The organism is Dyella sp. (assembly GCF_035503745.1).
GTDB lineage: Bacteria > Pseudomonadota > Gammaproteobacteria > Xanthomonadales > Rhodanobacteraceae > Dyella_B.
This window is the reverse complement of record NZ_DATJTC010000011.1, coordinates 85,411-102,771: the sequence shown is the minus strand read 5'-3', so window position 1 is coordinate 102,771 and position 17,361 is coordinate 85,411. Positions and strand designations below refer to the sequence as shown.

The 17,361-nt window shown below is 64.4% G+C and carries 14 protein-coding genes; 5 read left to right on the top strand and 9 right to left on the bottom strand.

Features of this window, described 5'->3' with window-relative positions; all coding sequences use genetic code 11:
- Positions 1 to 30: 30 nt before the first annotated feature.
- Positions 31 to 1,098 carry a hypothetical protein gene (locus tag VME63_RS04370; RefSeq protein ID WP_325430635.1) on the top strand — a complete coding sequence of 356 codons (1,068 nt, stop codon included), beginning with the start codon at positions 31 to 33 and terminating at the stop codon, positions 1,096 to 1,098.
- Between the two features lie 63 nt (positions 1,099 to 1,161).
- Here the strand turns inward: VME63_RS04370 and VME63_RS04365 are convergent, their stop codons facing one another.
- Together VME63_RS04365 and VME63_RS04360 are read right to left on the bottom strand one after the other, a co-directional pair.
- On the bottom strand, positions 1,162 to 3,303 hold the full coding sequence (locus VME63_RS04365) for a beta-agarase (RefSeq protein ID WP_325430633.1): 2,142 nt from the start codon (positions 3,301 to 3,303) through the stop codon (positions 1,162 to 1,164).
- A 60-nt stretch (positions 3,304 to 3,363) separates the two neighbouring features.
- A complete protein-coding gene (locus tag VME63_RS04360) occupies positions 3,364 to 4,698 on the bottom strand; it encodes an APC family permease (RefSeq protein ID WP_325430631.1) in 1,335 nt (444 codons plus the stop codon).
- Positions 4,699 to 5,194: 496 nt separating this feature from the next.
- On the opposite strand from VME63_RS04360, the gene dinB reads away from it, so the two are divergent.
- The gene (gene dinB, locus VME63_RS04355) at positions 5,195 to 6,277 is read left to right on the top strand and encodes a DNA polymerase IV (RefSeq protein WP_325430629.1); all 1,083 of its coding nucleotides are present in this window, start codon (positions 5,195 to 5,197) and stop codon (positions 6,275 to 6,277) included.
- Positions 6,278 to 6,361: 84 nt separating this feature from the next.
- Positions 6,362 to 7,057: a hypothetical protein gene (locus VME63_RS04350; RefSeq protein WP_325430627.1), complete on the top strand. Its 696-nt coding sequence runs from the start codon at positions 6,362 to 6,364 to the stop codon at positions 7,055 to 7,057.
- A 76-nt stretch (positions 7,058 to 7,133) separates the two neighbouring features.
- On the opposite strand, the gene VME63_RS04345 is transcribed toward VME63_RS04350, so the two are convergent.
- From VME63_RS04345 to VME63_RS04315, 7 genes are all read right to left on the bottom strand, one after another.
- Positions 7,134 to 7,745: a hypothetical protein gene (locus tag VME63_RS04345; protein ID WP_325430624.1), complete on the bottom strand. Its 612-nt coding sequence runs from the start codon at positions 7,743 to 7,745 to the stop codon at positions 7,134 to 7,136.
- A 109-nt stretch (positions 7,746 to 7,854) separates the two neighbouring features.
- On the bottom strand, positions 7,855 to 8,355 hold the full coding sequence (locus VME63_RS04340; RefSeq protein WP_325430622.1) for a hypothetical protein: 501 nt from the start codon (positions 8,353 to 8,355) through the stop codon (positions 7,855 to 7,857).
- A 69-nt stretch (positions 8,356 to 8,424) separates the two neighbouring features.
- On the bottom strand, positions 8,425 to 8,925 hold the full coding sequence (locus VME63_RS04335) for a POTRA domain-containing protein (protein ID WP_325430620.1): 501 nt from the start codon (positions 8,923 to 8,925) through the stop codon (positions 8,425 to 8,427).
- Positions 8,926 to 9,358: 433 nt separating this feature from the next.
- Entirely contained in the window at positions 9,359 to 11,158 is a 1,800-nt protein-coding gene (lpdA, locus tag VME63_RS04330) for a dihydrolipoyl dehydrogenase (protein WP_325430618.1), read from the bottom strand.
- A gap of 15 nt (positions 11,159 to 11,173) precedes the next feature.
- Positions 11,174 to 12,544 (bottom strand): dihydrolipoyllysine-residue acetyltransferase, encoded by a 1,371-nt coding sequence (aceF, locus tag VME63_RS04325; RefSeq protein WP_414648200.1) that lies wholly within the window; start codon positions 12,542 to 12,544, stop codon positions 11,174 to 11,176.
- A gap of 139 nt (positions 12,545 to 12,683) precedes the next feature.
- Positions 12,684 to 13,520: a mechanosensitive ion channel family protein gene (locus tag VME63_RS04320; protein WP_325430616.1), complete on the bottom strand. Its 837-nt coding sequence runs from the start codon at positions 13,518 to 13,520 to the stop codon at positions 12,684 to 12,686.
- 135 nt (positions 13,521 to 13,655) lie between these two features.
- Positions 13,656 to 14,462 carry a DUF2884 family protein gene (locus VME63_RS04315; RefSeq protein WP_325430614.1) on the bottom strand — a complete coding sequence of 269 codons (807 nt, stop codon included), beginning with the start codon at positions 14,460 to 14,462 and terminating at the stop codon, positions 13,656 to 13,658.
- A gap of 229 nt (positions 14,463 to 14,691) precedes the next feature.
- On the opposite strand from VME63_RS04315, the gene VME63_RS04310 reads away from it, so the two are divergent.
- Positions 14,692 to 16,347 carry an FAD-binding dehydrogenase gene (locus VME63_RS04310; protein ID WP_325430612.1) on the top strand — a complete coding sequence of 552 codons (1,656 nt, stop codon included), beginning with the start codon at positions 14,692 to 14,694 and terminating at the stop codon, positions 16,345 to 16,347.
- Positions 16,344 to 17,360, top strand: coding sequence for a 2-dehydropantoate 2-reductase (locus VME63_RS04305; protein WP_325430610.1), 1,017 nt, complete (start codon positions 16,344 to 16,346; stop codon positions 17,358 to 17,360). The genes VME63_RS04310 and VME63_RS04305 overlap by 4 nt, the downstream gene beginning before the upstream one ends.
- Position 17,361 lies beyond the last annotated feature (1 nt).

Below are 17,361 nucleotides of genomic sequence, written 5' to 3'. Positions count from 1 at the left end.
ACCATCGAGAAACAGCGAAGGAGCGCATGCATGTTATCCATCAGCGTCAACTCTCAGGACCGCTACTCATCCGCCAGCGGCGACTTCTGCGCCGCTCCCTGCGGGTCCGGACCCTCGCCCGTGCGTGTGGAGCGGCCAGCCGGATCTCCCCCCGGCGCGCCGGATACGCCCGTGTCCTACCAGGGGCCAGGCATCCCGCCGCAGGCCCGCAACGCATCGGCCGCCAGCCCGTCATTCAATGCTTCACCGGTGCGCGCGGAACGACCTGCCGGCACCCCGCCCGGCGCGCCGGATACGCCAGTCACGCGTCTGCGCAGCGGGGATCTGCACCAGTACCGGGTTTCCCCCAACCATCTGCGCGGACTGCAGCCTGATCGCAACGGCATCTATACCCGCACCCTCGCCGATCGAAGCCGCCACTATTTCGCCGACGTGGACGGTGATATCTACCGGGTGGGCGGCTTCGACCGGCAAAGCCTCACCTGGCAGGTGCTTGATCCTCGTTCGGGCAAAGAAGTCGCGCCACTGCAGCGTACAGACGGCAAATGGACCGCGGCCGCAGCACCCGCCTCTTATCCACGCGGCTATCGCGGCACCATCCTGCGGGCACTCGACGGCGGCATCCACAACGTCATCCTGGCGCTTACCCAGGTACGCGGCAACTGGTCGCGCGCAACCAGTGCGACGATGAACACGTTGTTCGGCCGTGGCGCATCGTCCGAAGGCGGCAAGGCCCGTATCGAACAAGGGCTGCGCAATACGTTGAACCAGATGCAGGAAAGCAAACGTACCGGCGCGCGCAATTTGCAGGTCGGCGGCGAGGGCGGCCCCAACTCTCCGTCCGCGGTCGCGTTTGGCAATGGAACGGTGCAATTTACGAAATATACGCTGCGAAACTGGCGCCCGGCGGACCTCAATGAATTGATGGTGCACGAATTCACGCATACCGGGGCCGGCACGAAGGATCATTGGTACCTCAACCGCAACAATGGCCGGATTCCCAATTGGGGCGGCAGCATCAGCCCGTTGACCTTCCATAACGCGGTGAACAACGCCGACACGCTGGCGCGATCGTCCAGCGTGCTTGCCAATAACTAACGCCGGCGATCGCACGCACGCAAACGCAAACGATGCCCGGCGATGAACGTCGCCGGGCATGATTCAATGCACAAGACCCAGATTGGCCTTGCGCACCGCATCCACGAAGGCACCGAACGGCAAGTCAGTCATGCCGACCAGCCCGATATGGCTGTTCTCGCCATCGATCAGGCGCCCCGTCACCGGCTGATCCACGTACTCAAACCAATGCGTACCGACGATGTCCGGATCGCTCGCCGCCGCCTGCACGAAATGCGCATAGGCCGGGCCGCGCTGCGCCTCGTTCCACACCGACACCACGCCCTTGCCGAACGGGCCGCGATCGTCCGAACCGAAATGGAACTCGGTGATGAGCACTGGCTTATCCAGCCGGTGCACGGCATCCAGATCCACGCCATGCTGCGGCACATCCGCATACACGTTGAAGCTGAGCACATCGCAATAGCGCGCGCACGATGCCACCGCTTCGGGCGTATTTACGGCGAAACGGCCGCCGAGAAACAAGTGATGCGGGTCATGCCGATGGATCGCCGCCGCGACAGTGCCGAAATATTTATCGGCATAGACGCGCAACCATGCACTGTAATCTTCGGCGATGGCCGGATGCGCTTCATTGGGCACGGGCGCGGCGACATTCGTGGCATTCAATGCCTGCCAATCGGTCAACGCGATGCCCCACGCCGCCGCCAGCTTCGCCGGCTCGCCGTATTTTTTCTTGAGCATGGCGATGAACGCCTGCTTGGCATCGCTGCGCGCCTGCCCACGCAAGGTACCCACCGCCAGGCCCCAGCGCCCTTGCGGCCCCCGGCCCGCCCACGCCAGTTCGTTGTCGGCGAAATAGCCCAGCAGCCATGGATCGTTGCGCGCATGTTCGCTTGCGCTCGCCACCGCACGCTCGACCGCTTGCGCGAAACGCGGATCGAAGGGATCGGGCATGCGCCCCCAATAATCGAAACCGCTGGAAACGTTGCCAAACGTGCCGTTGATATCGATCGGCAAGGTGTAGGCCACGCGATGCATCCGGCCCAGCGCGTCATCGCTCCAGTTGCCGATGGTGTTGAAACCCCACGCCTGCAGGCGATCGAGCGTGCGCCGCCGCCAGATCGTCAGCCAGTCGGCACCGGTGGCGCGATAGAGATTGGCTTCGTAAAAATCGAACCAGCGCCCGTGATTGTCACCCAGGCCCGCACTGGCGCCGCGTTCGGCATCGCGGCTGTCGTCCAGGCCGTAGAACGTGTGCCATGGTGCCTGGTCCAGCGGCAGGTTGACGAACATGTACTGGCGCCCTTGCACATAGGTACGCGAGTTGTCGGCAGCCACGGCGTTTACGCCCAGCGAGAAAAACGCGTGGCCATCGGGCGTAACCAGCCACCAGCGGCCGTTCGCCTTCTGCGTGTGGAACCAACCCGTGCGCGTGAGCGCGATATCCTGGCGGCCGCCGTAGGCATCCAGGCCATGCCGTTGCGCCAGCGCCGCGGCAAGCGTGCGTTGTTCCTGCAGGTGCGCGGCGCGCAAGGCCGCATCGCTGTCGATTTTCTCCGGCCACCGGCCGCGCGTGTACTGTCCCCATTGATCGACGATGCCGCTGTAGGCGCTCTGCAACGCGGCATCGCCCGCTGTCGTACCCATGCTTCCAAGCAGCACTTGCTGCGCGGCCTGCGGTGCGGGCATGCCAAGATGAATGGCATGAACGTGTGCAAGGTCGATCGAGCCTTCGACGGTCGTCGCCACGAACACCGCGCTGCCATGATCGTCGAACGGCATCGGCGGCCCTGCCTGCATGCCAAAGCTGCGCGGCGAGGTGGCGTGCAATGGCACGATCAGCGTTTGCGCGGGACCCGCGGGCAATCCCACCACCGCGTGCAGATGCTGGTCCGGCGTGGTGCCATCGATATCGACCACCAGCGTGACCGCCCATGCCATGGCGTTCTGTACCTGGATCCGCAGCGCGCCCTGCCCCGACCAGTTCCACGTACCGCTGGCCGGCGCGATGACCAGTTGCGGCCGGCCGGACGGCTCGAACGCGTAGCGCTGCAGCGCCGTGCCGCGGCTATCGTGTTCGGTGCCGCCGACGCGTTCCACCTGCAAAAGTTGCAGTTGCGCGCCCGTGCTTGCACGGGAAAGGTCGGCCACCTCGGCCGCCTTCGCGCGGGCAAGCGGCAACACACCTGATACCAGGGCTATCACCAGCGCGAGCTGCTTCATGGCCGATCCGGGCGAAGAAAGATTCGCGCAGTATGCGTCATCCATCCGCATGGCGGCAGCTCAAGCCGCGCGCCGTGCCTGCCAGTAACGCCACAACGCATACACCGGCACGCCCAGCGCAATGATCAAAAGGCTCATGCCCGCATCGTGCGGCTGGTTGATCACCGTGGCGATGATCACGCCGAACACGGTGGCGACGAATACGAACGGAATCACCGGATACCACGGCACGCGATAGGGCAGCGATTGATCGGCAAAGCGGCGCCGATACCAGAACAGCGTGGCGATGCCGAAGGCATGCCCCAGCCATTCGCCGACCGTGGTGTAGTCCAGCAGCTGATCGAACGTACCGGTGAGGATCAGCACGATGGCCCACCCGCCCAGCACCGCCAGCGCGATCTGCGGCGCGCGCCAGCGCGAGTCGATGCGCCCCACCGAGCGAAAAAACATGCCGTCCGCGCCCATCGTCTGCAGTACGCGTGCGCCGCCGGCGATGGCGATGCTGCAATAGCCGAACGTGGAGCAGGCAATGCCGACCGCCATGATCCGCGCGCCGGCCGTGCCGAAGATGTTGCTCATCACATCGGCCGCGGGCGCGATGCTGGCCGCCAGGCCCGCATGCCCCAATCCCGTGAGGTAGGCGATATTGACCAGCAGATAGCACACCACCACGCCGATCATGCCCATCGCCAGCGCGCGCGGCAGCGTGCGTTGGGGATCGCGTACTTCGCCGGCCAGGTCGTTGAGGTAATGGAAGCCGCCATAGGCGAACAACACCGGCAGCAAGGCGCCGATCCACGCGCCGCTGGGCACCGGATGCGCGCTATCGACCGCCAGCACGCGATCGAAATGCCCGTGCGCCAGCACCAGCCCCACCACCACCAGCATCGCGATGGCGGCGAGCTTGAGGATCGTGAAAAGGTTCTGCATCCACGCGCCCGCGCGAATGCCAAACAGGTTCACGCCGACAATGAAAACGATCGCCCCCACCGCCGATGGCTTCACCCAGATCGCCGAGAGGCCGCAGGCATGGCAGAAATAATCGGCGAAAGTGGTGGCCACCGCTGCTACGCTGCCTGGGTAATTGATCAGCGCCATCGTCCAGCCGAACAGGAACGCCGGCAACGAACCGAAGGCTTCGCGCAGATAGATATAGATGCCGCCCGCCTGCGGCCGCCGCGCGCCAAGCTCGCCGTAGCACAGCACCCCGGCCAGCGTAAGCAGGCCGCCGATGGCCCATAGCGTCAACAGCGGCAGGCCCGCGCCGGTTTGCTTGGCCACCGTGGCCGGCGTGCGGAAAATGCCGCCGCCGATCACGCCGCCCACGACAATGGCGGCACCGTCCCAGACGCCCAGCCGCCGCAGATAGGAATGTTGCGAAGTTTCGTCGGTCATAGATGCCGACATTAACCCGAGTCGGCACCAAAATTTCGGATGACCTATGCCCTATGGCAGGGGTCGCCGCCATCGGCGTGCGGAAAAAAGCCGGGGCTGTGCGAGCGCGACAAGGAAATCCCATAAAGCGTGTAGGCCTGGCGGCCATGCCCAGGCCCGGGTACCGGGCCTGGCATCCCATCTTTGCCCGCACCGGCAACGCGGCTCCTGGCTGGCGTGTCTTAACCGGGCCGGCTATCGAGCCGATGCTACAGCGCCTGCATCCCATCTCGCGGCAAGATCGACCCATTCCGCGTGGCATCCGCCGGATGGTTAAGCCACCCACCCTGCGCAACCTACCGGCGGCAGTAGCCCCACCTATGATGCGGCATGCCAGACACGTGCGACATGGCGCCTGTACTTCAGCCCAGGCCTGCCATGCGCACGCCGACACTCCGGCATGCGCACACCCAGGCCAGCGCTTAAAATCGCCCTATCAACCGCGACCGGTAGCAGCGTGTCCACCCCACCCCGCAAGATTCTCCACGTTGACATGGATGCCTTCTATGCATCGGTGGAGCAGCGCGACGATCCGTCGCTGCGCGGCAAGCCGGTGGTCGTGGCCTGGCGCGGCGCGCGCTCGGTGGTGTGCGCGGCCAGTTATGAAGCACGCAAATTCGGCGTGCGCTCGGCCATGCCCGCGGTGCGTGCGGAGCGGCTGTGTCCGCAGGCGATTTTCGTGCCGCCGGATTTCGTGCGCTACAAGGCCGTGTCGCGGCAGGTGCGCGAAATCTTCGCGCGGCACACCGACCTGATCGAACCGTTGTCGCTGGACGAAGCCTACCTCGACGTCACCGCCACCAAGAGCAACCTGCCCACGGCCACCGCCACCGCCGAGGCGATCCGCGCGGCCATCCGCGAGGAAACCCACCTTACCGCCTCCGCCGGCGTGGCGCCGAACAAATTCCTGGCGAAAATCGCTTCCGATTGGAACAAGCCGGACGGCCTGTTCGTGATCCGCCCGCACCAGGTGCAGGCCTTCCTCGCGCCGCTGGCGGTCAACCGGCTGCCCGGCGTGGGCAAGGTGATGGAAGCCAAACTGGAAGCGATGGGCATCAAGACGGTAAGCGACCTGCGCACCTTGACGCTGACCGAACTCGAGATGCGCTTGGGCCGCTGGGGCCGCCGCCTGCACGAGCTGTCGCTGGGTATCGACGATCACGCCGTGCAACCCAACCAGCTCACCTTGCAAGTGTCCGCCGAAGATACCTTCGAGCACGACCTCACGCTGGACGAACTCGAACCGCACATCCGCCAGCTGGCCGAAAAAACCTGGGCCGCGCATCAACGCGAAGCGCAACGCGGACGCATCGCACGCACTATCGTGCTGAAACTGAAAACCTCCGACTTCCACACTCTCACCCGCAGCCTCACGCCCTCCTCGCTGCCCAGCTCCGCGCAGGAACTGGCCGACGTCGCTTGCGCACTGCGCGGCCGCGTGGAACGCCCCGCCGACAGCCGCTATCGACTGGTGGGCGTGGGCCTGTCGGGCTTCGTGGACCAGGACAGCTTTATCGCTCAGCGCGACCTGTTCGCGTAAAACAGCACGTGCGGCGAGGGACCGGCACCCGCGACAAAAATCCATTACCCTTCGCCCATTCCATCCATTGCCAGGGAACGACCCATGCACGTTGAACCGGCGAAAATGCCCATGGAAACCATGAAGGATCTGGCCAAGCATTATGTGATGATCGTGCTTGGCATCGTCACCGCATTGGCCTTGGAAGCCTGGGTGGAACACGTGCACGAGCGCCACGCCGCCGAAGCGGCCAGCACGCAGATCGAAGCGGAGATCCGCACCAACCGCAGCGAGATCGACAAAGCACGCGCGCGCGATACCCAACGCATGCACGATCTGCAAAAACTTCGCGACGTGCTGGTGCAAGACATCAAGGCCCACGCCAGCGATGCGCAAATTATTCAGCACATGCAACAAAACGCACCGGACGGGCTTTATCTCGACTGGCGCTGGCCGATCCTGCGGCATGAAGCCTGGGACGTCGCCGTCGCCAATCAATCCGCCGGCTGGATCGACAACGACAAACTGCGCCGCTATGCCGCCGTCTACGCCGCACAAAACGCCCGCAGCACCTTGATGAGCGAAGACCTTCCCATCGTACTCGACGGCCCACGCATGGTCGATGTCATCATCGATCTGCAAGTAGGCAACGTACAACCGACCGAACTGTTGCACGTCGTCAACCAGATGGTCTGGCTGACCAACGAGGCATCGCACAACCTCGAAGGCCTCGCGGCGACCATTGATGCTGCCATGTCTGATCAGCCAACTAACACCACAAGCGCTGCCACCACTCGCTGACACAAGCATAGTAGCGGGTGTTCTGGCCGGCGGTGAGGATGGCGCATGGCTCAGCGCACAATCCTGGTATCCCAAACTAGGGGGCAGTGAAAACAGCAACAGTCCAGGATTCACTTGAAGGATATCGCCGTTGTTCTGGATCAGCTGAGACCCCCGGTGTCGCACTCATCAACGGCTGACCATCCTGCTGATTGACCAGCGTGTAATTCAGCGTCGTGCTTGGACTGCTGGGGTTTTGATACGACAACGCCTGATTAAACAGCGCTGTAAAGGCCGGCGCGTTTGGCTGAGTGGAATTCAGCGCAGCAACCAGCGATGACGGCAAATTGCTTGACTCGATCAGGCCATTGGCCATGTTGAGGTCTTGCGTGTAACTAAGCGCGTTGTACTGCGCAGTGACATTATCCACGCATTGCTGGTTCTTGCAGGCGGCCTTCGCGGCGGCTTCTTGCGCCATTTGGAGGTGATCCAGATAGTTGTATTGCGTACCCGCCAATGCTGTTGATGCACCTGCCCCACCGCCGAAGAGCGCACCCACGAGTGTTGTGCCAGCCAACTCTCCACTCGCCCCGTAGCTTTCGAGATACGGTGTCACCGCCTCGCCGGCCGCTGCGCCTCCCGCGCCCTGCAACGCATTGCCACCACCTGCCGCCGCAGCGGCCGCACCTACCGCCGCGTGGATCGCCATCGCCCCATACTGCCCGGCATAAGGTTTAAATTGCTCTCCAGATCGCCGGCTGCGGTCATGCCCACTTGATAGGCGCGTTGATGCTTACACCAAATCACTTGGGGCACACTCATTTTTCCGTAGGCGATATTGAAGTTTCGAGATTCTCAGGACGGTTCACTGAGCGAATTGCGGCCGCAGGGTCCTTCATTCCGTACTGCTGATAGACCCAATGCAATGTGCCACTACTACGATAGGTAAAGAGCACTCCCTGATTACTGGTGCTCGTGATAACCCCGCCGAATTCCTTGTGATCAGTGGCGATCGTAATGATTACGGACCAAGTTGTAACAGGGTGGTTTGGTACGACGTGCCACATACCTGTCATAGGCGTAAGTAGTGCCTTTATTTCTGCTCTGTCGCGAACAATAAGCGACCCGTGGATCAAAGAATGGTCGCTTGTCGGATCGATGCGGACATACCGAATATCCGCCAAAGGAAGATGTTCCAGAAACTCTCTCCCCTCTCTTGCCGAGGGACTTACAAAACGGTAACCAAGCAAAACCGCCCATATAACTGCGAAAATAATCACCCCACCTAGGCTCAGCTTGTTATTCTTGTCAGCTTCCATACCGCTACTGTCCTTGGCTAGTGGGTGACTGATCACCGGGGGTAAATGGAAGGCTAAATAGAGGTGCCATTACACCCGTAGAACCTGTTGGCGCTTTAATTGGCACCATAATTCCAGCACCGACCTCAAGGGCCGTGTCGCCACCAAAAGCGTGATTAGCACCACGGTGAGCGTAAGCGTGCCTTTGGAGAGATCCTGCTGGCCCAAACCCACCCGGGTGGTGACGTAGCCGCGCGCGAGGATCAGGTCGCCCGCACGGCGCACGATCAGGCTGACGCCCTCATGACCGATGCAGCGGCCTGCGTAGTGATTGAGGTAGCGCTGCACGAAACCGAAGGTGTCGCTGCGCTCGCCTTGCAGGCGGATCTGCCTGATGTCCAAGCACGGCGTTTCGCTGGGAAGATCGCGATGATGAAAATCGGTGGCCGCGTTGTCGCTCAGCCGCGCGGCCGGCGCGTTCTCGCGCGCGCTGCGTTCTTGCGCCTGTTGCTGGGTGCGCAGTCGTTGTTGCTGCTGATCGAGCGTGACGGGTTTGTCTTGCGCCATCGCAGCGGGCGAGATGGCCGCCATACCTGCCAGCGCGAGCAAACGCGGGGTTGCCGTGCTGCGGCGAGGAACCGTTCGAAATTTTCTTAGAGAGGAACTTTCCATACTGCCGCGCGCCCCCACTGACGGGGCGCGGACATTATCGAAACCTCACCGTTTCAACTACACGTTACGGGTGATTTGCGGTGCGAAACGTTCAAAGCCGACGCACAAATCGGAAATAACTTACTTTGCCCTTGGTTTTGTCGAATTTGTCCGGTGACGAATGCGATTAATCGTGAAGGTGCAATCTGATCGTGGCGTCGGGTTTCCTATCCCATGGCCATGGGCATCACGGAAATTACCGGTAGGTTTTTCCGTGCATCCGCTCGCTTCACTGCGCGACGCCGCCACGCCGGCACCGCCAACAAAAAAGGCCCGGATCGCTCCGGGCCTTTTTATCCACCGCCAATGCGGCTTATTTTTTCTTGGGGATGTACAGATCGGTGATGGTGCCTTCGTAGACCTCGGCCGCCATGCCCACCGATTCGCTGAGGGTGGGATGCGGATGGATGGTGAGGCCGATGTCGGCCGCTTCGCTGCCCATTTCGATCGCCAGCGCGATTTCCGAAATCAAGTCGCCGGCATGCGGACCGACGATGGCGCCGCCGACCACGCGATGGGTTTCTTCGTCGAACAGCAACTTGGTGAAGCCCTCGGTGCGGTCGATGCCGATGGCGCGGCCACTGGCCACCCACGGGAATTTGCCCACGCCGATCTTGAGGCCTTTTTCTTTCGCTTCGCGCTCGGTGACGCCCACCCATGCCACTTCCGGATCGGTGTAGGCGACGGACGGGATCACGCGCGCATCGAAATGGCTCTTCATGCCGGCAATGGCTTCCGCCGCGACTTTCGCTTCGTGCGTGGCCTTGTGCGCCAGCATCGGCTGGCCGACCAGGTCGCCGATGGCGAAGATGTGCTTGACGTTGGTGCGCATCTGCGTGTCGACGTTGATGAAGCCGCGCTCGGTGACGGCGACGCCGGCCTTGTCCGCGCCGATCTTGCCACCGTTGGGCGAGCGGCCCACCGACACCAGCACGCGGTCGAACAGCGTGGTTTCGGGCTTGTTTTCGCCTTCGTAGCTGACTTCGATGCCTTTCTTGGTGGCCTTGGCCTCAACCACCTTGGTCTTGAGATGAATGCCCTTGAGCTTGCCGCCAAGGCGCTTGGACAGCGGCTTGATGAGGTCGGCATCGGCGCCGGGGATGATCTGGTCCATGAATTCGACCACGGTCACTTCGCTGCCGAGCCCCGCGTACACGGTGGCCATTTCCAGGCCGATGATGCCGCCGCCCACGACCAGCAGCTTGGCCGGCACATCTTTGAGTTCCAGCGCGCCGGTGGAATCGACGATGCGATCGTCGTCCCACGGGAATGCCGGCAGCTTCACCGACTGCGAGCCCGCGGCGATGATGGCGTATTCGAAGCGGATCAGCTTTTTGCCTTCGGCCGTCTCCACTTCCATTTCGTTGGGCGAGATGAACGTGCCCACGCCCTGCACCGTGCGTACCTTGCGCTGCTTGGCCATGCCGGCCAGGCCGCCGGTGAGCTGGCCGACCACTTTGTCCTTGAAGCTGCGCAGCTTGTCGATGTCGATCTTGGGCTTGCCGAAGCTGACGCCGTGCGCGGCCATCGCTTCGGCTTCGTCGATCACCGCCGCCGCGTGCAGCAAGGCCTTGGACGGGATGCAGCCGACATTGAGGCATACGCCGCCGAGCTTGGCGTAGCGTTCCACCAGCACAGTATCCACGCCGAGGTCCGCGGCGCGGAAGGCGGCCGTATAGCCGCCCGGGCCGGAACCGAGCACGACGAGCTTGCATTGGATATCCGCCGCTCTTCCTGACGATGATGCCGCTTGCGGCGCCTTCGCCGCCTCTGCCCGCTGGGGAGAGGATTGAGGTGAGGGAGCGGGGCCTGGTGCGGAAGCCGGCGCCGGTGCAGGCGCGGCGGTCTTGGGCGCTTCGGCCGCAGCGCCTTCGCTCACCTGGACCACCGCAATGACCGTGCCCTCGGACACTTCATCGCCGACCTTGAGCTTGAATTCCTTGATGACGCCGGCGGCGCTGGAAGGAATCTCCATCGTCGCCTTGTCCGATTCGAGCGTAATGAGGCTCTGCTCCTTGGCGACGGTATCGCCGACTTTCACCATCACCTCGATCACCGGCACGTTGTCGTGCCCGCCGATGTCGGGGACTTTGATTTCGATCGTATTGGCCATGATCGTCTCCCCTCGTCAGAGCAACAGGCGACGGATGTCGCCCAGCTGGGCCGCGAGGAACGAGGCGAAGCGCGCGGCGAGCGCGCCGTCGATCACGCGATGGTCGTAGCTGAGCGACAGCGGCAGGATCAGGCGCGGCGCGAATTCCTTGCCGTTCCACACCGGCTTGGTCTGCGCCTTGGACACGCCCAGGATGGCCACTTCCGGCGCGTTGACGATCGGCGTGAAGGCCGTGCCGCCGATGCCGCCGAGCGAGGAGATGGAGAAGCAGCCACCGGACATGTCGTTGGGGCCGAGCTTTTTATCGCGTGCTTTCTTGGAGATCTCGCCCAGTTCCACCGCGAGATCCAACAGGCCCTTCTTGTCGCAATCGCGAATCACCGGCACCACCAGGCCATCGGGCGTGTCCACCGCGATGCCGATGTGGAAGTACTTCTTGAGGAACAGCTTCTCGCCGCTTTCGTCGAGCGAGGCGTTGAACTGCGGGAATTTCTTCAGCGCCGCAACCACCGCCTTGATCTGGAACACCAGCGGGGTGATCTTGAGGTCCTTGTTTTCTTCGCCGAGCTTCTTGCGGAAGGCCTCCAGCTCGGTGATGTCGGCATCTTCGTGCTGGGTGACGTGCGGGATCATCGCCCAGTTGCGCGCGAGGTTGGCGCCGGAGATCTTTTGGATGCGCGAGAGCGGCTTTTCCTCGATCTGGCCGAACTTGGCGAAATCGACCTTCGGCCACGGCAGCAGGTTGAGGCCGCCGCCGGCCGGGGCCGCGCCACCGGTGGCCGGACGGGCGCCCGATGCCAGCGCATGCTTGACGTAGCTGGTGACGTCCTCGCGCACGATGCGCCCGGCGCGGGCGCTGCCTTTCACCTGGCGGATGTCCACGCCCAACTCGCGCGCGAAGGCGCGGATGGCAGGGCTGGCGTAGGGGGCATCGCCGGGCATGATGATGTTGGCGTCGAACGGCGGGCGGGCCTGGGGGGCGACATCACCCTCGGGCGCATTGCCGGGCAGCACGCTGCGGCCGCCTTGCGGGGCCGGTTCTTCCTTCACCGGGGGCGCGGCGGCCGGGGCGGGCGCGGGTGCCGGGGCTGCGGGAGCCGGGGCTTGGGCCTTGGCAGGCGCCGGAGCCGGTGCGGCGGCGCCGTCGGAGGCTTCGATCAGGGCGATCACGGCACCCTCGGACACCTCGTCGCCGACCTTCAGCTTCACGTCCTTCACCACGCCGGCGAACGGCGCGGGCACTTCCATGGTGGCCTTGTCCGACTCCAGCGTGATGAGGCTTTGGTCCTTTTCCACCGAGTCACCGGGTTTGATCATCACTTCGATGACGGGCACATCGGCGTGACCGCCGATATCAGGAACGCGGGCTTCTTTGAGGTCGGCCATGATTACTCCTGCAGAGCGAAGGCGGCCGCGTGGGGAGGCGGGGGCGGCCGCAAGGCTTCCATCATAGCAACCGGCGCCCCTCTACGGACATGGCAAATCGACCTGAGGGGGCCATGCGCATACGTATGCGGAAGGGATCCTACTTGCGCTCCTCGGCGGCGCCGACGATGCGCACCTCGCGTTGCGGAAACGGCATGCGGATGCCCTGGGCGTCGAACTGTTCTTTCACCGCACGCAGCAGATCGGTCTGCGCGGGCCAGAAATCGCCGGTGCGGGTGTAGGCGCGCAGCAGCAGATGGATGGCGCTCTCGCCAAGGCTGTCGGACCAGACGGTGGGTGCGGGGTCTTGCAAGATGCGCGCATCGGCCTCGATGAGTCGTTGCACCACGCCGATCGCCGCGCCGATGTCGCTGTCATAGCCGATGCCCACGCGCAACTCGAAGCGCCGCGTGCCGCGCCGGCTGAAGTTGATGATGGCATCGGCACCGATCTTGGCATTGGGCACCACCGCCTCGCGGTTGTCGGCCAGCACCAGTTGGGTATGCATCAGGTTGATGCCTTCCACCGTGCCCTCAACGCCGCCGGCATCGATGAAATCGCCGACCTTGAACGGTCGGAACACGATCAGCAGCACACCCCACGCCAGGTTGCTCAGCGAACCCTGCAAGGCGAGCCCGATCGCCAGGCCACCCGCGCCGAGCGCGGCCAGCAGCGGCGCACTCGGCACGCCGGCGGTCTGCAGGGCGATCACGATCAACACGGCAATCAGCACGCCGTAGATGAGGTTGCGCAGAAAGCCGCTCAGGGTCGGATCGATGGCGGCACGGTGCATTGCGCGCTGGATGAAGTTGGCCAGCCGCCGCGCCAGCCAATGGCCGAGCAGCAGCACCAGCGCCGCGCCGAGCAAGGCCGGGCCATGATGGGTGAAAAACAGCGAGAAGTCCTCGCGAGACAAACGCAGCAGATGGTCGAACATGGCGCGGCCCTGGAAAAAACCGCGAAAGCCTAGCAGCCCGTGTTCAAATCCATCATGACGCACAAAAAAAGTGCCCGGAGGGGTAGCCGGGCACATGACTGTCCCATGCCGGTGAGCATGGCGTTCGGGGGAGTGCTATCGCTGGGCGTAGTGGCTTGCCTTGTCGTTACCGTCCGTGTCCGATGAAAGCAGCGTCAGCCGCTCGCCGTTGGGCAGGCGGAATTGAAACTGCTGTTGCAGTTGCTCAAGTTGACCAAGGCTCGGACACAGTGCATCGGCGCGCTGGGCGAGTTTCTCGGCGGGCTGTTCGACGGCTTTGTCGAGCGTGGTTTCCAGCGCGCTGGTGCGCGCCTGGAGCGAGGCGAGCTTGCTGGGATCGTTGCTGAGCGCGTCGTTGAGCACGTCGCGGGTGATGCTGCCGACCATGTCGGCCACCGCCTCTTCCACCGCGGCGCCGAAGGTTTCGCCGCTGTCGCCCGCTTTCCAGAAGCCATGGCCGAGGGTGACGTCGATCTGCTGCAGCGCCTCGTCGTGGCGGTCGCGCAGCTTGTCCATGATGCGCGTGCGTTCGTCGCTGTCGTCGGTGAGCGTGGCGGCCACGGTGGTCATCGCCGAATAGCCGATATCCACCCCGTCGCGCGCGATGCCCGCCATCGCCGGCAGCAGGTCGCGCACCTGGCGTTCGTAGCTGCGCAGGCGCGCGCCATCCTGCGGCGACACCGTCACCGGGCGGCCGTCGATGCGCAGCTGTCCGTCGTGGATGAAAACCGTTTGCGCGGGGCCGCTCTCGCGGCTGAAAGCGATGCCGTCGGGCTTGATCTGCACGTCGTAATCGCTATTGAACGAACACTGCATAGCATGTCCGTGCACGCTCGAAGCCTGCGCGCCGCCGGCCATGACCAGGCCGGCCGCGAACGCGATGGTGGTGAGATGACGATGCATGTGCGATTCCCTCTCCCGCTTCGGCACGGCCCACGCCGGCCGTTGTGTCGCTTGGATGCGTCCCAGCCTGCATAGGGTTTAACGGCCGGGCATCGGCAAGCATGGGCCATGCGTCATCCCGTGCCATCGGTCATACCGCGCTCGCGGCGAACGATGGCGCAGCGCACATAGGCAAAGCGGCGGGTGCGCGATAAGTTGTTCCTTCGGAGCATTCCCAGGGGCAAGGCGTATGCAATCCACCGATGTCATCGTGGTCGGCGCGGGGCTCGCCGGCCTGGTCGCCGCCACCGAGCTCGCCGATGCGGGCCGGCGCGTGCTGCTGGTCGAGCAGGAGCCGGAGCAGAGCCTGGGCGGCCAGGCGCACTGGTCGTTTGGCGGCCTGTTTTTTGTCGATTCGCCCGAGCAGCGGCGCATGGGCGTGCGCGATTCGCACGCGCTGGCCCTGGCCGACTGGATGGGCACGGCCGCTTTCGACCGTACCGAAGACCACTGGCCCCGCCAATGGGCGCAGGCGTACGTCGATTTCGCCGCGGGCGAAAAACGCGCCTGGCTGCATGGCATGGGCATGCGCTGGTTTCCGGTGGTGGGCTGGGCCGAACGCGGCGGCCATGGCGCGATCGGCCACGGCAATTCGGTGCCGCGCTTCCACGTCACCTGGGGTACCGGTCCGGGCGTGCTGGAACCGTTCGTGCGCCGGGCGCGCGAAGCGGCGGCGAAAGGCTTGCTGCAATGGGCATTCCGCCATCGCGTGGACCAGTTGCTGGTGGAAAACGGCTGCGTGGCCGGCGTGCGCGGCGCGCGCCTGGCCGAGGATGGCGTGGAACGCGGCAAACCCAGTTCGCGCGAGGTGACCGGCGATTTCGAATATCGCGCGCAGGCGGTGATCGTGGCGTCCGGCGGCATCGGCGGCAACCACGAACTGGTGCGCCGCCATTGGCCCGAGCGTTTGGGACCGCCGCCCTCGCACATGTTGTGCGGCGTGCCCGCGCATGTGGACGGGCGCATGCTCGACATCACGGAGGCGGCCGGCGCGCGGTTGATCAATCGCGACCGCATGTGGCACTACGTCGAAGGCATCGAAAACTGGAATCCGATCTGGCCCGGGCACGCGATCCGCATTCTGCCCGGCCCGTCGTCGCTGTGGTTCGACGCGCGCGGCCAGCGCCTGCCCTGCCCGCTGTGGCCGGGCTTCGACACGCTGGGCACGCTGGAGCATCTGCGCCGTACCGGCTTTGACTACAGCTGGTTTGTGCTGGACCAGCAGATCATCCGGCGCGAATTTGCACTGTCCGGCTCCGAGCAGAATCCGGATCTCACCAACAAAAGCTGGCGCCAGGTGGCCAAGCGCGCCATCGGCAAGAACGCTCCCGCGCCGGTGGAGGCGTTCAAGCAACATGGCCGCGACTTCATCGTGCGCGACAACGTGGACGATCTGGTCGCCGGGATGAACGCACTGGCCGGCACCCCGCTTATCGATGCCGCGCGGATGCGCGAGGAGATCCAGGCGCGCGATCGCCAGTTCGACCATCCGTATGCGAAGGATAGCCAGGTGATGGCCATCCACAACGCGCGCCGTTATCGCGGCGATCGCCTGGTGCGCGTGGCCAGGCCGCATCGCATCCTGGATCCGGCCAACGGACCGCTGATCGCGGTGCGCTTGAACATCCTGACACGCAAGACGCTCGGCGGACTGGAAACGGACCTGCAAGCACGCGTGCTGGGCCATGATGGCCAACCCGTGCGCGGACTTTATGCCGTGGGCGAAGCCGCCGGATTCGGCGGCGGCGGCTTGCACGGCTATCGCGCGCTGGAAGGCAGCTTCCTCGGCGGATGCCTGTTTTCCGGCCGCATCGCCGGACGCGCGGCCGCGGCGGCGATCGCATGAAGGCGCTACCGCGCATCGTCATCTACGGCGCCGGCATGATCGGCAACTATCTTGGCGGCCGTCTGCACCAGCACGCGCGCGTTCGTTTCGTTGCACGGCCGCATGTGGTCGCCACGCTGAAAGCGCAGGGGCTGACGGTCAGCGATTTGAACGGCCACCGCCAGCACATCGCACCCGATGCGCTGGACCTGCACACGCAACCCGACGCCGCGCGCGAGGCGGATCTGGTGCTGGTGACGGTGAAATCGTCGGCGACCATGGATGTAGGCCACGAGCTTTCCGACGTGCTGGCGCCCGGCACGCCAGTGATCAGTTTCCAAAACGGCGTGCGCAATGCGGCCGAGTTGCGCGTATCGCTGCCAGGGCATGGCGTGCTGGCCGGCATGGTGCCATTCAACGTGACACAGCCGGCGCCCGGCCATTTCCACCAGGGCTCCTCCGGCGAGCTGATGGTGGAGCGCTCGCCCGTGCTGGAACCGTTTCAGCCGGCCTTCGCCGCCGCGGGACTAGCATGGCAAGCGCAGGACGACATGCACGCGGTGTTGTGGGCGAAGCTGCTGATGAATCTCAACAACCCGCTCAATGCGCTGAGCGGGCTGCCGCTGCGCGATCAACTGGCGCAACGCAGCTGGCGGCGTTGCCTGGCGCTGCTGCAACGCGAAGGTTTGCAGGTGCTGGAGGCGGCCGGCATTCGTCCGGCGCAGCTCACGCCGCTGCCCACGCGCTGGATACCGGGCGTGCTGTCGCTGCCCGATGCCATCTTCCAGCGCATCGCGGGGCGAATGCTGGCGATCGACCCGCTGGCGCGCTCGTCCACTTGGGACGACCTGCAGGCAGGGCGGCGCACCGAGGTCGACTACATCAACGGCGAGATCGTCGCGCTGGCGGCGTCGAAGGGATTTCGCGCGGCGGCCAATGCGCGCATCGTGGCGTTGATCCGCGACGCGGAGCGATCCTATTTGCGCTGGGAAGCGGAGGCTTTGTTCAAGACGTTGCGCAACGCACGGCCATAGC

Bases quoted from the DNA above. Each gene is read 5' to 3' on its own strand.
- VME63_RS04370 (WP_325430635.1), top strand. From the start codon at position 31: ATGTTATCCATCAGCGTCAACTCTCAGGACCGCTACTCATCCGCCAGC.
- VME63_RS04365 (WP_325430633.1), bottom strand. From the start codon at position 3,303: ATGAAGCAGCTCGCGCTGGTGATAGCCCTGGTATCAGGTGTGTTGCCG.
- VME63_RS04360 (WP_325430631.1), bottom strand. From the start codon at position 4,698: ATGACCGACGAAACTTCGCAACATTCCTATCTGCGGCGGCTGGGCGTC.
- VME63_RS04350 (WP_325430627.1), top strand. From the start codon at position 6,362: ATGCACGTTGAACCGGCGAAAATGCCCATGGAAACCATGAAGGATCTG.
- VME63_RS04345 (WP_325430624.1), bottom strand. From the start codon at position 7,745: ATGGCGATCCACGCGGCGGTAGGTGCGGCCGCTGCGGCGGCAGGTGGT.
- VME63_RS04340 (WP_325430622.1), bottom strand. From the start codon at position 8,355: ATGGAAGCTGACAAGAATAACAAGCTGAGCCTAGGTGGGGTGATTATT.
- VME63_RS04335 (WP_325430620.1), bottom strand. From the start codon at position 8,925: ATGGCGGCCATCTCGCCCGCTGCGATGGCGCAAGACAAACCCGTCACG.
- lpdA (WP_325430618.1), bottom strand. From the start codon at position 11,158: ATGGCCAATACGATCGAAATCAAAGTCCCCGACATCGGCGGGCACGAC.
- aceF (WP_414648200.1), bottom strand. From the start codon at position 12,544: ATGGCCGACCTCAAAGAAGCCCGCGTTCCTGATATCGGCGGTCACGCC.
- VME63_RS04320 (WP_325430616.1), bottom strand. From the start codon at position 13,520: ATGTTCGACCATCTGCTGCGTTTGTCTCGCGAGGACTTCTCGCTGTTT.
- VME63_RS04315 (WP_325430614.1), bottom strand. From the start codon at position 14,462: ATGCATCGTCATCTCACCACCATCGCGTTCGCGGCCGGCCTGGTCATG.
- VME63_RS04310 (WP_325430612.1), top strand. From the start codon at position 14,692: ATGCAATCCACCGATGTCATCGTGGTCGGCGCGGGGCTCGCCGGCCTG.
- VME63_RS04305 (WP_325430610.1), top strand. From the start codon at position 16,344: ATGAAGGCGCTACCGCGCATCGTCATCTACGGCGCCGGCATGATCGGC.